This is a genomic window from Methylomonas methanica (genome assembly GCF_001644035.1).
GTDB lineage: Bacteria > Pseudomonadota > Gammaproteobacteria > Methylococcales > Methylomonadaceae > Methylomonas > Methylomonas methanica_A.
The window spans coordinates 1-14,116 of record NZ_LUUG01000081.1; the positions used below are offsets into that span (position 1 = coordinate 1).

At 52.5% G+C, this 14,116-nt stretch carries 11 protein-coding genes and 1 riboswitch; of the genes, 4 read left to right on the forward strand and 7 right to left on the reverse strand.

What is annotated here, in order from left to right:
- Positions 1-108: 108 nt before the first annotated feature.
- Both A1332_RS13875 and A1332_RS13880 read right to left on the reverse strand, forming a co-directional pair.
- Positions 109-1,503 (reverse strand): amino acid permease, encoded by a 1,395-nt coding sequence (locus A1332_RS13875; RefSeq protein WP_064009085.1) that lies wholly within the window; start codon positions 1,501-1,503, stop codon positions 109-111.
- A gap of 13 nt (positions 1,504-1,516) precedes the next feature.
- Positions 1,517-2,272, reverse strand: a complete 756-nt coding sequence (locus A1332_RS13880) for a pentapeptide repeat-containing protein (RefSeq protein ID WP_064009086.1) — start codon at positions 2,270-2,272, stop codon at positions 1,517-1,519.
- 290 nt (positions 2,273-2,562) lie between these two features.
- On the opposite strand from A1332_RS13880, the gene A1332_RS13885 reads away from it, so the two are divergent.
- Genes A1332_RS13885 through A1332_RS13900 form a run of 4 tightly spaced genes read left to right on the forward strand, consistent with a single transcriptional unit; the run spans position 2,563 to position 6,504 of the window.
- Positions 2,563-4,002 carry a UbiA family prenyltransferase gene (locus A1332_RS13885; RefSeq protein WP_064009087.1) on the forward strand — a complete coding sequence of 480 codons (1,440 nt, stop codon included), beginning with the start codon at positions 2,563-2,565 and terminating at the stop codon, positions 4,000-4,002.
- Between the two features lie 3 nt (positions 4,003-4,005).
- A complete protein-coding gene (locus A1332_RS13890) occupies positions 4,006-4,371 on the forward strand; it encodes a hypothetical protein (protein WP_064009088.1) in 366 nt (121 codons plus the stop codon).
- 25 nt (positions 4,372-4,396) lie between these two features.
- Positions 4,397-6,040, forward strand: coding sequence for a hypothetical protein (locus tag A1332_RS13895; protein WP_064009089.1), 1,644 nt, complete (start codon positions 4,397-4,399; stop codon positions 6,038-6,040).
- Complete coding sequence (locus A1332_RS13900) at positions 6,037-6,504, forward strand: DciA family protein (protein ID WP_064009090.1); 468 nt, start codon at positions 6,037-6,039, stop codon at positions 6,502-6,504. Before A1332_RS13895 ends, A1332_RS13900 begins: the two co-directional genes overlap by 4 nt.
- A 249-nt stretch (positions 6,505-6,753) precedes the next feature.
- Here the strand turns inward: A1332_RS13900 and A1332_RS13905 are convergent, their stop codons facing one another.
- The 5 genes from A1332_RS13905 to ftsZ all read right to left on the reverse strand — a co-directional run bounded on the left by A1332_RS13905 (position 6,754) and on the right by ftsZ (position 14,096).
- On the reverse strand, positions 6,754-8,955 hold the full coding sequence (locus A1332_RS13905; protein WP_064009091.1) for a cytochrome-c peroxidase: 2,202 nt from the start codon (positions 8,953-8,955) through the stop codon (positions 6,754-6,756).
- A gap of 218 nt (positions 8,956-9,173) precedes the next feature.
- Complete coding sequence (locus A1332_RS26030; protein WP_064009092.1) at positions 9,174-10,010, reverse strand: hypothetical protein; 837 nt, start codon at positions 10,008-10,010, stop codon at positions 9,174-9,176.
- A 195-nt stretch (positions 10,011-10,205) separates the two neighbouring features.
- Complete coding sequence (locus tag A1332_RS13915) at positions 10,206-10,955, reverse strand: VPLPA-CTERM sorting domain-containing protein (protein ID WP_064009093.1); 750 nt, start codon at positions 10,953-10,955, stop codon at positions 10,206-10,208.
- Between the two features lie 447 nt (positions 10,956-11,402).
- Positions 11,403-11,477, reverse strand: a riboswitch (cyclic di-GMP riboswitch).
- 423 nt (positions 11,478-11,900) lie between these two features.
- Positions 11,901-12,827 (reverse strand): UDP-3-O-acyl-N-acetylglucosamine deacetylase, encoded by a 927-nt coding sequence (gene lpxC, locus A1332_RS13920; RefSeq protein ID WP_026602972.1) that lies wholly within the window; start codon positions 12,825-12,827, stop codon positions 11,901-11,903.
- A 108-nt stretch (positions 12,828-12,935) separates the two neighbouring features.
- A complete protein-coding gene (ftsZ, locus tag A1332_RS13925) occupies positions 12,936-14,096 on the reverse strand; it encodes a cell division protein FtsZ (RefSeq protein WP_020483770.1) in 1,161 nt (386 codons plus the stop codon).
- Positions 14,097-14,116: the final 20 nt, after the last annotated feature.

Consider the following 14,116-nt stretch of genomic DNA (forward strand, 5'->3'; position numbering starts at 1 on the left):
CCGAGACCCGACATTAAAACCAGCCGTCGCGCCAGCGACACATCACATTAGCCCTTCGACCAGCTCAGGGCGAACGGACCAGTTGTAAGCCGGTCAGCCCCAAAAAAGTTAGGAAGACCGCAGCTGACTATGCTTCACCCCATACCCAAAATAAATCAAAAACCCGATCAACAGCCAAACGAACAACCGAATCCAAGTATCAATCGGCAAACCCGCCATCAAACTCAAACACACCAAAATCCCGGCAATCGGCACATAAGGCACCGCCGGGCATTTGAAATGGCGTTCCATTTCCGGGTGGCTGTTCCGTAAGATCCAGACGCCGCCGCAGACCAGTACGAACGCAAACAAGGTGCCGATACTGACCAATTCGCCGAGTTTTTCGATGGGCATGAAGCCGGCTAGTAGAGACACGGCTACGCCAACCAGGATGGTGGATAAATGCGGGGTTTGATATTTGGGGTGGACTTGCGCGAATAATGGCGGAAGGAGTTGATCTTTCGCCATTGAGAAGAAGATCCGGCTTTGGCCCATCAGTAACACCAACATCACCGAGGTTAAGCCGGCGATGGCGGCGATTTTAATAATCGGCGAGAGCCAGTTCATACCCACATGATCGACCGCTAGCGCAATCGGTGCCGGGACGTTCAGTTCGGTGTAAGGAATGATGCCGGTCAATACCCCGGCCACCAGGATGTACAACAAGGTGCAGACGGCCAGCGAGGCGATGATGCCGATCGGTACGTCACGCTGAGGGTTAACGGCTTCCTGGGCGGCAGTGGAGACCGCGTCGAAGCCGATGTAGGCAAAGAAAATCACCCCAGCGCCGGTCAACACGCCGCCGAAACCAAAGGGTGTGAAATTCGCCCAGTTTTCGGTTTGGATATGTCCTGAGCCGGCGACAATGAACACTACAATTACCGACAGTTTGATCAAGACCATGACGAAATTGAAGATCGCCGACTGGCGGATACCGATCACCAACAAGCCGGTCAGCAATAAAATGATGGTCACGGCGGGTAAATTGATGAAGCCGGCCTCGGGGTTGGCCAAATAAGCCGTGGTGAGATAGGTGGGTAAATGTATCCCCAAATTTTCCAGAAAGCTGGTGAGGTAGCCGGCCCAGCCTATCGCTACCGTACTGCTGGCAAGCGCATATTCCAGGATCAAATCCCAGCCGATGATCCAGGCCATCAGTTCACCCATGGTCGCGTAGGCATAGCTGTAAGCGCTGCCGGACACCGGTATCATCGCCGCCAGTTCGCTGTAACACATCGCGGCCAGACCGCAGGCGATGCCGGCCAGGATAAAGGACACGACGATGGCCGGCCCGGCGTATTTGGCGGCGGCGATACCGGTCAAAACGAAGATGCCGGCGCCGATCACCGCGCCTATGCCCAGGATGGTCAAGTCTTTGGCGGTGAGGGTTTGCTTTAAGCCGTGCTGGACATCGGTCAAGGCTTCGACGGACTTACGTTGCAGTAATTGCTTGGGGATTTGCATGAAGTGGTCTCGATTATTTGGAAGGGGCCGGCTTTACTGAATCGGGTAGGTTTTGGGCGCCGTCAAAGCGGGTGCCGGTAGTCACCGCCTCGGTGAAAATCGCGTCGTGCAATTTGGTTTGCGAGAAATTGGCGTTGGTCAGATTAGCGCCGGTCAGGTTAGCGCCATCCATCTCGGCGGAATAAAGATCGGCGTTTTGCAGATTGGCATTATTCAGTTTGGCGTGTTTCAGCATCGCCCGGCCCAGTTGGGCGTTGCTGAGGTTGGCGCCGGTCAAATTGGCGCCTTTCAAGCTGGCCCTCATCAAACCCATCGATTGGTTTTTCATGTCGGCTGCCCATTGCACATTGCTGAGATTAGCATGGCTTAGATTGGCACCGTCCATGATAGCCACTACCCGGCTGCCGCTCATGTCGGCGTTGCTGAGGTCGGCGTGCATCAGGCTGACGCCGAATATGCTGGTGTTGGATAGATTAGCGGCGCTGAGCTTGATATTAGTCATCACCGTTAAATCCAGCGTCAGGCCTTGCAGATTGCTTTTATTCAGATTGGAACGTCTCAAATCGGCGCCCCACAAATCGGCGTTGCGAAAATCCAGATTGGACAGGTCCAGGTCGGTCAGATCCTTGCGGCGCAGGTCGGCGGGATGCTGCTTGTCCGCTTTGGCCAGCATTTGCTCGACTTGGGCGCGCGTGAGATCGGCGGCATAGGCTATGCTTTGACTCGCCAGAAATAGCGCTACAAATGTGTTGATCAATAAGTTTGTCATTAAAACCTCCGCAATATTGTCATTGTTGATTCGGATAATCCGCTGGTCAGGACCGTATTTTTGTTGATAGTAACAGGCTCACAGACAGACTCAACGAGAAAAATACGGCAGGGATTTGTACTTGGATTTTTCTGGGGATTAAGTGGGACATGGTCGGAGGATGGCTGTGTGTTACCGCGCGGACCCAGTTAAACGTAGCTTGCGCAATTGCTGTTACATTACAATGTGTTTGATAGCCCAGGTATTTTCGACTTTTCAGCGTTGCATTAATTGCCTTATAGAAAAATAACATGACAGAAACTTCGCTAACCGCGCTTGTCGTTGATTTGGATGGCACGCTGACACCCACCGATACCCTGGTCGAATCGGTATTACAGGTCTGCAAACGGCGGCCGCTGGTGGTATTTAAATTGCCGATTTGGTTGTTGAAGGGGCGGGCGGCTTTTAAAGATCGCGTGGCACAAGCATCGTCCCTAGATGTTGAGAGTTTGCCTTATCGAACCGATTTGCTTGAGTATCTGCGCGCGGAAAAACGCCGGGGCAGACAGTTGGTGCTGGCTACTGCGGCGCATACCGATATTGCCGATGCGGTTGCCAAGCATCTTGATTTGTTCGATAAGGTGCTGGGCAGCGATGAAAACCATAACCTAAAAGGCGTCAACAAGCTGGAGGCCATCCGCCAGACCGTGGGGCCTAACTTTGTCTATGCCGGTGACAGCAAAGCCGATTTGCCGATTTGGCAGGCCGCGCAGGCGGCGATACTGGTCAACACCTCAAAGTCCGTCGCGAAGTTGGTGCGGGCAAATACCCCGATAGAACAGGAGTTTACTGCCGGCGTTAATCAATTTCGCTTGTGGTTGCGCGCGTTGCGGGTTCATCAATGGATGAAGAATCTGTTGATATTCGTACCGCTGTTAACAGCCTTTTCGTTTGACGATTTGGATAAGCTGGGTACTGTTGTGCTGGGCTTTTTCGGGTTTTCCTTGGCCGCTTCCGCCACCTATATGGGTAACGATTTGTGGGATCTGGACAGCGACCGCAATCATCCACGCAAGAAATTCAGGCCGTTTGCCAGCGCCGAATTACCCATTTTGAAAGGCTTGGCAGGCGCTTGCGTACTGTTACTGATCGGCCTGGTTTTAGCGCTGAACGTATCGCAGACCTTTTTGGGCATGTTGCTGCTGTATCTATTCGTCACCACCACTTATACATGGCTGTTGAAGTCCTATGTATTGATCGACGTGATGGTGCTGTCGTTGCTGTATACGCTGAGGATTATAGCCGGCTCCGTGGCGGCGGCGGCAGCGACCAGTTCCTGGTTGTTGGCGTTTTCGGTGTTTATCTTTTTCAGTCTGGCTTTAGTCAAACGTTGTTCCGAACTGGTCGCTCTGCAACAAAAAGGCCGGGAAACCACGCATGGCCGCGATTACCGGGCAGTGGATTTGGTGGTGCTGTGGCCTTTAGGCGTCAGTTCCGCGTTGTGCGCCGTGGTGGTGTTTGGTTTGTTTATTACCTCGGCAGATACGCAGGCGCGTTACTTAAATCCGCAACTATTGTGGTTGGTGGCGATAGGCCTGATTTACTGGTTGGCGCGCTTGTGGATAAAAACCGCTCGCGGGGAAATGCACGATGACCCGCTGGTGTTTGCGGTTCGCGACTTCGGTAGCCGGATGACAGTTCTGTTGATGTTATTCGCCACGCTTGCCGCTCATTTTTTACCTTGGGAATAACTCATGCAAATTCTACTGATCGCCATTTTTAGCATCGTACTGTCTGTCGCCGCGCAATTCATGTTGAAACTTGGTATGTCCAGTTTGGATGTAAAACAGGCCATGGCTGGGCCGCTGACGCCGCGTCTGCCCTGGATAGTATTTACCAACAAATTTGTGTTTGCCGGTTTTACCTTGTACGGCGTCGGCGCCGTGGTCTGGTTGAAGGTGTTGGCATCATGGGATGTCAGTAAAGCCTATCCCCTGGTAGGCTTGGGCTTTGCGTTAACCGTGCTGATCGGCATGCTGCTCGGCGAGACTGTCACCGCTTTCCGCGTCTTGGGCATTTTGCTGATTTGCGAGGGCGTTTGGCTGGTGGCCAATTCCTGATCATCTACCGAAATAGCAAACAAGTATGACTTGGCAACTTAGAGCACTGTTACATCAATTATTAATTTTATCGGCGATATCGCTAATGGTGATGGTGCATTTGCACTACAGATCGCCAAGTTTTCCGTTTTCGCCGGATAGTGCCAGCTATATCGAACAAGCCAGAAATTTTCTCGATTCCGGCAGCTTGCTGATTACCCCGTATGGCTTGGCACCGGGCGATCAGGATCAGGTAGAAAACCGTTTGTTTCCCATCGGTTTTGCCGTGGTGCTGGCGGCTGTTTCCAGTTTTGGTATCGATGTGAAAGACGCGGCGATAGGTTTGGCGCATTTTTCCGCTATCACATTGCCGTGGTTATTGTTTTTTAGTTTTCGTCACAGCATCGGCCCCATCCTCGCCCTGTTATTAGCCGGACTGGCTGCGTTATCCCCCGGTGTGCTAAAGCACTCGCTGATGGGGCTTACCGATGTATTCGGTTTATGGTTAGCGGTGGCTGTAATTGGCTTGACGCTTAATTCGAGGTCTATATCCGGCTTTATCTTCGCCGGTTTGCTCGCGGGTGTGGCTTATGCGATCAGAAATGCCCATTTAGCATTGTTGGTCACCATTGTTTTATATTTTTGTTATGGCTGGTTAAGCAGCGCTGCGGGGGAGCGTCGCGCTGTTTTGCTACACGCTGCTGCGGCGATGTTCGGTATGGCCGTGGTGGTAGCGCCGCTGTTACTCAGAAATATAGTGATATTCGGCTCGCCGAATCCGTATTTGATGGGGCCAAGCACGATAGGTTTTGTCGAGAATCTGCGCACTTATATCGAGGCTTTGCTAAAGGATGGAACGGCTTGCAGCGAATGTGCCCGCTATGTGGCTTGGTCGCTGCCCGGTTTACTTGGCTTCGGGGTTTTGCTGATCGCCGCTGCCTACGCGATTTATAAATACCGCTGGTCCAATGTGTCGACTATCGGCAAAAAGGCCTTCGCTATTTCAACGATTTATCTGGCTATGGGATCTTGTCTGGTCGTCGCTGCCCGCACGCGCTATCAATGGGGGGAACTGATTAACCTGCGTCATACCCTGCAATATTCACCCTTTTTATTGGCCGGATTGTTTGTGCTGATGGCGAATCATGGCCGCGCTCGTGTTCGCGGTGGCTGGATGATTGCCAAATTGCTGATTTCTGTCTGTTTAGTCCTTTTTCACGTCAACTATGCCGTATTTTCGGAGAGTTTCCGCAACAGCGATAACGACTTCCCGAAGCTGGAGCAGGCGTTTGCAACCGGAAAAACCTACTTGTGTGACAAGCAGGCCGACACTTATCTGGTATCGAACTGGGCGCATGTGTTTCGTATAGAGTGCGGCGGGCGGGTCCGGCAGACCGAAGCGATTACGGGCTCGGCAGAAGTTAGTGAGATGCGAGCGTTCATGTCTGCCGGCGACGGTTATGTTTCTTTACTGGATGCGATAAACGATATACAACAACAAGCCGCAAGCAGATCAATACGTGTCGGTTTCTTTCCGGGCCGATTCGGTGTCGAGCCTGAAAATCTGCCTTTGTCAGCCATGGATGAGCAGCACATAGTGGGCAAAGGCTGGCATGTGCTTAGAAACGATCAGCAGGGACTGATTCTGGAATATCCAAAAATCGGCAGCCAACAAATGGGTTTGCAATGACTCGTTATCGCAAAAATGCGTTCAAGACTGCACTGGATTTTGACAATAAACAGCTGAACCTGTGTTTGGCGCAGATTACCGCGCAACATGCTTTACTTGCGATTGTTAGAACGGCATTGCCTGCCGATATTGCCCAGCACGCTATACATTGCGTCGCGTCCGGTGCGCAGATGCTGTTGTACTGCGATTCCGCCAGTTGGGCATCGCAAATCCGCTTTTTCAATCGGGCGATTGTAGACAAGCTGCATGAGGCCGGGCATCCCTATATCGTCCGGTTGCAGGTGCGCATCGTGCCGCCGATAGCCGAGCCGGTTCAGCCGAAACGTGTGCCGTGTTTGCCGTCAGTTGAAAATATCGGCTTGATTTGCGATCAAGCGCAACGGGGCGACGAGCTGGACTTACTGGGTGCTGCAATGGCACGCTTGGGGGAGACACTTAACAAGCGCTTGATGGAAGGCAGGTAGTCAGCTTGCTCGGTAAATTTAGGTGAGTCTCCCAAAAAACATACAGTCGCTTTGGTCGCAAATATATGATTTTAATACCAAACTTGAATAAGCCCAGAAGGACATCCTAAGGGATAGACCGGGGGAAATAGTGAGTGAGCCGCACTTGTACATTAGCGTTTTGAGATAAAGACGCCGATGATTTTAATCTCGCCGTTTGCGGGAGTCACCGGCCAACGCCGGTGACTGTGGACTGAAGCTTCAGACTCGTTATGGCTCCAAATATTCTTCGAAAGGCCGTATCGGCGATGAATTGCCTTGCGCGCCAACCGCTTCAATGGTCAGGAATTGATCTTTGCCCAGAACGCCGGCTAGAGGGTTGCCGCCACTTACTGCCTGCTCCGTGCCCACGTGACCATGAGGTATTTTGATTTCGGGGTGGTCGAAGGGGGCTTTTTCGTAGCGGACTCTGTCATCCGTCAGGGTTTTCAGGAAGGCGATGAGGTCAGCCCGGTTTTGTGCGTCCAATTGTAAATTGGGCTGCGGGAATACCCGAGTGACCTGTTTACTGTCGTAGGCAAAATTTCCGCCTCGTGAATAAAACTCTATCGCTTGTTCCAGCGTGGCCATGCTGCCGTTATGCATGTACGGTCCGGTTAACTCGATATTTCGTAGCGACGGTATTTTAAAAGTCGAATCGACGGCCGCAACCATTTTCTTGGTGTTGGGCTTGTTCAACTCCGCTAAAGCGGCGGCGGTCGTGGGCAAAAAGGCATTGCTGGCCGGTAGAAAGCAGTTTTCCGTACTTTGCGGCTGGGGCCGTATGCCGTCGGTAAGCGTAAACAAGCTCGGTAGCGAATAAGGCAGCTTAAGGTTCAGGGCAATGGCTTCCTGAAAATCGCAGGCGCGGACCTTGCTGACATCCTCTTCCAGCACGCCGGCGCTATTCCCCGCCAAATATTGTAAATATTGCCGACTGAACGATAACGGGTTGCCGAAGTCGTCCACGCCACCCACGCCAATGTCGGCCGCTGCCTCGGTTACCCCGGTGGAAGAGAAGCCGGTATCGAAAAAAGCGGTGACTGGCGCGTTTTGGATAAACAATGGAATGCGATTCACCACATTGGTTGATGCGCTGATGTAGAAGGCCGGCTCGCCAAACGCTTCAGGGTGGGTTCTGGCAATGGCCGCGTTGGCGTTGATCGATGCTGAGCTGAAGTTGGGGCCTAGATGGCAGAGTGCGCACTGATTTTTTCTGAATTGTTTTAAGCCGTTCAATTCCGAAGCGCTTAGCTCTATCGGTTGATTGCCGGCGTCGCGGGCGCTGTTGTCGAATGGCGATTCGTCCGAAATCAACGTGCTTTCATAGAGTTGGATGGCCAGGCCAAAAAACATCCCAAAGTTGGCTTCGGTCTGATTGTATGGCGCTAGCCCTTTGGGTACCGGAATTGGCGTGCTACCGCTGAACGACCAGTATTTGGGATTGAATGCCTGCATGATCAGCAGTTTATATGTGGTGTTCATGCCCGGTTTTGAATTGAGGCTGTAAGGTCCCAATACGCTATCTGCAGGGTGTACTTTCTGGTTTTGCAAAGGGCGGCGTAACAGCAGTTTTCTGCCGAGCTCCATCAAGGTCCGGTTGCGGCAGGCCATCTCGGTGGTGTTTTGCGGTGGAGCCACCGCTAATGATGCCAACGAGGAATTGATCAAATGCAGGCGTTGTTTGCTTAGCGTCGTGGCGTTCTGTTTTACCCAGACGCCGGCGTTGGGGTCGCGGTCGCCCCAGGGGCTGCTGCCGTTAAACACATTGTTGGCGCGACCGTCCCAAAAATTGCGATGATTAAACGCCGCATTGATCACGCTGGGCGCGTTGCGCGACGTCACTTTGCGGGTGCCGACGGCGCCGGCATGAAATAGGCTATCGGCGCTGCGGCTGCACGTGTCGTTAGGCGCGGTGAAACGGTCTACTGCTCTGAATTCCCCGCCGAAAGTACCGGACGAACCGACTACATTGTCGGTGTCGAAGAGGAGCGCGGAATGTTCCTGTAGTGGGTCTTCCCGTTGATGTAAAGGAAAGTCGGCGACGCTGAGGGTATGATTCGGTCCCAACGACGCACCCGTCACGGCATTGCTGAATTCTTGGTCGCTTAAAGGGCTGGATTGGCCGCCCGGAGCAAGCTGATTTTTTACCCTGCCGTCGGCGCCGGCGTGAAAGTGGCAGGACGCACAGGCCATGCCGTCGCTACCAACGTTAGTATCCCAGAAGAGCGCCTTGCCCAAGACAATGGCGGCATTCTTGTTGACGACAATAGGGTCCGGGCCGTCCAGTAATCCCGGGACGGGCGGAACGGGCAAATTCTTCAGGCTTATCGGCATGGGCCCTAGTGCCAATTCGACCGCGGCGGCACTGAAACTGAGCAGCGCAGTTCCTGCTAAGACAATCGCTAATAGGCTATGACGAAACAATGTCATGGTGAAACTCCACTGAGAAATGGTTAAGTGGCGAAAAAAATACTGCCCAAACAGCTTGCAACGGGCGAGCGTGAACGAAAAAAGGCCGATAAACCACAACGAGTAATTTATCGGCCATCCTTATTCCTTTGGCGAAGTCTCTCGCCAAATTCCCTATTTACACGAACACCGGCTTAAGGCTTTTACGTTTAAGCGCTTCCTTGTGTGTTGGTTAACGCTTAAGCGTTGCGTTTGCTTCGGCCTATACCCAAAAAGCCGGCCAGCGCGCTACCGAACAACCAAACAGCCGCAGGCACGGGCACCGCTGCAGGTGGGGCGTATGTAGACGCGGCGGCCGACGCGGAGATATTTAAGGAGATACCGGCGCTGGATCCGAGGACATCTGCGCCGCCGACGAACACTGCATACCAGCCGGCCTGCAAGTCGTTCAGTGTCAAGGTAGCGTATCTTTTGGTGTTGGCAAACGCAGGGTTACCGGTGACGCCTGTCGAGCCGGATACGCCGGTTTCATACAGGTCGTCAATACTGACATCGTGCGCGCCGGAGTCGATGACCCCACCGAAAGAGTTAACGTAGTTTTTGCTGGAAGAACTGACGTAGCCCAGCGTTTCGATAATGCCGTCCGCACCTGTTGCCCACATGATACCTGGGTCCCCGGCTTGGCCGACCGAGTTGAACTTATGGATTTGGCCGGTTAGCTCAGCCGGTGTATCGACGCCGACCGTTTCGCCCGAATAAGCCACATTGGTTCTGAAGATTGAAAATGCCGGAAAGTTTGCGGCGGACGAACGTGCGTCTACGGTCACGGATTGGGCTGATGAGCTTAGATAGAAGTTGGTAAATGCGCCTTGCATGCCCCAGCCATCGTTGGACAGAGCCGGATTGCCCGCGAAGCCCAGATTGCTGGAATTGAAACTGGGGTTCGAGATGCTAGTACCCAGCTCGAGAGTGTTATCGGCACCTGACCAAGCCGCCGCAGCAGGTTGAGCCATGGCAAGGGTTAACGCCGCGGAGGATAGGGTGATTTTGAAAATGTTTTGTAAATCGATGTTCATTTTGAGTGTCTCCAATATCCACCACATCGCGGTTTACGATTGTGGTAGATTTAAGTTGCTGTTTAGTTTGGATTCGTCTGATGTTTTTCGGGCCTGGCAGCCAAAAGTGGACGATTCCAAAGTTTTAAATATGCATTGCGAGGGGTGAGTCGATAGCTAATATCGGCTTACCTACTCGCTCTTAATTGCTCGGGTTTAAGCGGTGCGGCGTTTGCCGAATACACCCAATCCCGCTAATGCAGAACCGAACAACCAAACGGCCCCTGGTACCGGTACTGCACTAACGCCTTCTCCGGTTATGGTCAAAGGCAGGTTGGCTCCGGTTACGTAGTCGGTAGCGGTAAGAGTTATTTGATAGTCAAAATGATCCTGACCTGTGGCGCCAGTTACGGGGTTGAGGCCAGTTGCTCCAGTGATAACGTCGCCCTTGTTGAAACCCAGCACGGCTTCTTCAATGGTGAGAGAGTAATCTCCAAAAGCAATAATGTAATTGCCTACGTCCAAAGCAGTCGCCAGATAGGAGTCTCGGCTCAACAAGCTGCCGTCGGCCCATCCGCCGGTATTGCCAGGTATGGTGTACGCTGGACTGTCGTCGCCGCTGACTATTTCTGTATCTAGGGATACAGTGTCCTGAAAAATACGGAATTGGCTATCCGCCAGCGTCAGTTCGCCGTCGCCATTTAGATCGACATAGGCGCCGGGATGTGCTCCCCAGCCCGCTGCGTAGCCTTCATTCGCTAGTACATCAATTACAACATTGGCTGCCGATGACAGTGAGAACGAATAGAAATCGATAGTAGTGCCGGCGCCGTGAACCGGGTCGACGGTCTTATAGATGGTTCCGTTTACGACCTCGGCCTGTGCGCTGCTGAGGCCTAAAAGTGCAATAGCAAGCGTTACAGTCACCTTTTTTAAGGCCGGGGCATTTCTAGTGTTAACAGACATAATTCAATTCCTTTAAATAGAGTAAGACGTAGATTTTTACCGGTAGTCTCTACCGGCGACATTTAAGGTTTCGTATTTCCCTTTACGAGTTGTTGTCTAACGCACATGTGCCCACTGCTGCGATGCCAGGCTCTTACTGTTCGATCCTGTTCGTACGGTAAGGGCCTAGAGCTGGCCGGTTTACCAACGGCTTCCCTCGCAATTTGAACGGTCTTAAAACCGCTAAGTATTTCAATATTCCTGGATTGATCATGTCGAGCTATGTTTGCGGGAGAGCCAGTCCAAAGAGTTTCAAATACCGGGCTAGTTTGCACAGTGTGTTAAACAATGGGTTCAGACTAATCAGGTGATATAACAAACTATTCCTGACCAGTGAGCGAGTGCTATGGATTAGTTGTCGTCGTTTCCATATCTCGACCCGCTAATCCCTTCTCTTGACTGCTCAAAAGAGGTAGCTCGACTATCTGAATCAGATCCGCAGCTTTCCGGCCCCGCCTTGCGACGAGTGTGGCGATTTGTTGGCTGCGCCCAGGGGGGACACAGCATTAATAGCTCAGCAAAATATGCGCCAAAATAACGTTAAGTGTGGGTTGTCAGCTTTTTTGTACGAGTATTTATATATAAAACAAGGGGATAAATGGTTTGCTTTGAGATGGTGGGGCTGCAATAAGCGTGGCTGTTTTCCGGGGCTTCAGCTGGCTTTAATGCTAGGGGGTGAGTTATTTCACGTATTTTGAGCTATATCCCTTAGTTATAACAGGGATAGGATTTGTCATAGGGATGTGCAAATGAATTAGAGCTAGCCCAGAGAGTCGGCCATTTCTCGCACGGCCATGGTTGCTCATTTAGGGCTATATTAGGTGGAAAACTATTTAAAAATAGGCTGGAGGGAACGGGGAGGCTTGGGCCTCCGCCGTTTATTCCGGGTGTTTGGCGGGGTAGGTCTTAGCCTGTAGCTCTAGCCGAAGTTTGTGCTGAATGCATGAAGGATATCGGTGCTTCTTCGGCATTTTCGAAAGTCACCATTTCCCAGGCGTCTTTGTCATTCATTAGGCTTAGCAGCAACTTATTGTTCAGCGCATGGCCGGATTTGAAGCCCTGATATTCGCCGATTAGGCTGTAGCCCAGCAAATACAGGTCGCCGATCGCGTCGAGAATTTTGTGTTTCACGAATTCGTCCGCATAACGCAGGCCGTCTTCGTTCAGCACTTTATCGTCGTCCACCACAATGGCGTTATCCAAACTGCCGCCCAGCGCCAGATTGTTCTCGCGTAAAAATTCAATGTCCTTCATAAAGCCGAAGGTGCGGGCCCGGCTGACTTCCTTCACAAACGTAGTCGAAGAGAAATCCATCACCGCGGTTTTCAAGTGCTCGGAAAACGCCGGGTGTTCGAAATCGATGGTAAAGGTGACTTTAAAGCCATCGAACGGTTCGAATGCGGCCCATTTATCGCCGTCTTCCACGCGGATTGCGCGTTTGATACGGATATATTGTTTGGGTACGTCCTGCTCGACTACGCCCGCCGATTGCAATAAAAACACAAACGGTCCGGCGCTGCCGTCCATGATAGGGACTTCGGCGGCGCTGACATCGACAATCGCGTTGTCTATGCCCAAGCCGGCCAGGGCCGACAATAAATGTTCGACGGTGGAAACCTTGACGCCGTCGCGGACCAAAGTCGTGGACAACTTGGTTTCGCCGACATTTTCAGGGCGCGCGGCTATCATCACCGGAGTTTCCAAATCCACGCGGCGAAAACGGATGCCGGTATCGGGCTCGGAGGGGTGCAGGGTCAGATAGACCTTATCGCCGGTATGCAAACCGACGCCGGTGGCTCTGATGGTGTTTTTTAAAGTACGCTGTTTAATCATGAAATGCCGACAAATAGGTAAAACAAAGTCGGGGAGTCTATCACAGATTATGCGATAGCTCCCCCCGAACTTGGCTCAGCTGCCTCATAGACTTGCCGCAAGCGGCCCTTAGTCTGCTTGGCGTCTCAAGAAGGCCGGTACGTCCAAGTAATCCAGGTCCACATCGTTTCTAGGTTGCGCGCCAAAGCGAGATTCCCGAGCCGATTCTTGTTTTTGCTGGCGGACGATGGTGGGTTTGTCCAGTTGATCGTAATTGATCTCGCCGGCCGCGACTTTTTTCACCAAGCTGATTGGCGAAGCGGCTTGTTTGGCTTTTTCACCCATGCCGGTGGCGACCACGGTGACTTTAATTTCCTGACCCATCGCTGGATTAACCGCCATACCGATTTTCATGTCGGCGTCTTCTGAAGCGAACGCATGCATGATGCTGCCGATTTCGTCGAACTCGTTCAAGCCCAGGTCGCCGTTGGAGGTGACGTTAACCAGGATGCCGCGCGCGCCTTGCAGATTGTTGTCATCCAACAAAGGGCAGGCTATGGCTTTTTCCGCCGCCAAACGCGCGCGGTTTTCGCCGCTGGCCACGCCGGTACCCATGATCGCGCTGCCCATATTGGACATGACAGTTTTTACGTCGGCAAAGTCAACGTTCATCAGGCCAGGGTGAGTGATTAACTCGGTAATGCCTTGCACCGCATCGCGCAACACGTCGTTAGCCGCGCGGAACGCTTCCACCAGCGATTTATTGTTGCCCAAAGTCGGCAGCAATTTTTGGTTTGGAATGATGATCAATGAATCGACCAGTTTTTCCAGTTCGCGCAAACCGGCATCGGCCACGCCTTTTTTCTTGGAGCCTTCAAAATCAAAAGGTTTGGATACGACGGCTACGGTCAATACGCCCAGTTCTTTGGCGACTTCGGCGAACACAGCGATAGCACCGGTTCCGGTACCGCCGCCCATGCCGGCGGTCAGGAATACCATGTCGGCGCCGGCAATTACTTCGCGGATGCGGTCGCGATTTTCTTCCGCTGCGGCTCTGCCTACTTCAGGACGAGTGCCTGCTCCCAGGCCCTTGGTTAGTTCTACACCCAGTTGCACAATGGACTCTACGCTCATTTCCCGAAGGGCTTGGGCATCGGTGTTGGCGCAGATAAATTGCACGCCGTCGATACCATCTTCCACCATGTGATTAACCGCGTTGCCGCCACCGCCACCTACGCCGATGACCTTGATAACCGCGGTGCCGCTACTATCCAATAATTCATATTTCATTTTCACACCCTCCAGACAAA

Excerpts from the sequence above, each read along its gene's own strand:
- A1332_RS13875 (WP_064009085.1), bottom strand. The coding sequence starts at position 1,503 with ATGCAAATCCCCAAGCAATTACTGCAACGTAAGTCCGTCGAAGCCTTG.
- A1332_RS13880 (WP_064009086.1), bottom strand. The coding sequence starts at position 2,272 with ATGACAAACTTATTGATCAACACATTTGTAGCGCTATTTCTGGCGAGT.
- A1332_RS13885 (WP_064009087.1), top strand. The coding sequence starts at position 2,563 with ATGACAGAAACTTCGCTAACCGCGCTTGTCGTTGATTTGGATGGCACG.
- A1332_RS13890 (WP_064009088.1), top strand. The coding sequence starts at position 4,006 with ATGCAAATTCTACTGATCGCCATTTTTAGCATCGTACTGTCTGTCGCC.
- A1332_RS13895 (WP_064009089.1), top strand. The coding sequence starts at position 4,397 with ATGACTTGGCAACTTAGAGCACTGTTACATCAATTATTAATTTTATCG.
- A1332_RS13900 (WP_064009090.1), top strand. The coding sequence starts at position 6,037 with ATGACTCGTTATCGCAAAAATGCGTTCAAGACTGCACTGGATTTTGAC.
- A1332_RS13905 (WP_064009091.1), bottom strand. The coding sequence starts at position 8,955 with ATGACATTGTTTCGTCATAGCCTATTAGCGATTGTCTTAGCAGGAACT.
- A1332_RS26030 (WP_064009092.1), bottom strand. The coding sequence starts at position 10,010 with ATGAACATCGATTTACAAAACATTTTCAAAATCACCCTATCCTCCGCG.
- A1332_RS13915 (WP_064009093.1), bottom strand. The coding sequence starts at position 10,955 with ATGTCTGTTAACACTAGAAATGCCCCGGCCTTAAAAAAGGTGACTGTA.
- lpxC (WP_026602972.1), bottom strand. The coding sequence starts at position 12,827 with ATGATTAAACAGCGTACTTTAAAAAACACCATCAGAGCCACCGGCGTC.
- ftsZ (WP_020483770.1), bottom strand. The coding sequence starts at position 14,096 with ATGAAATATGAATTATTGGATAGTAGCGGCACCGCGGTTATCAAGGTC.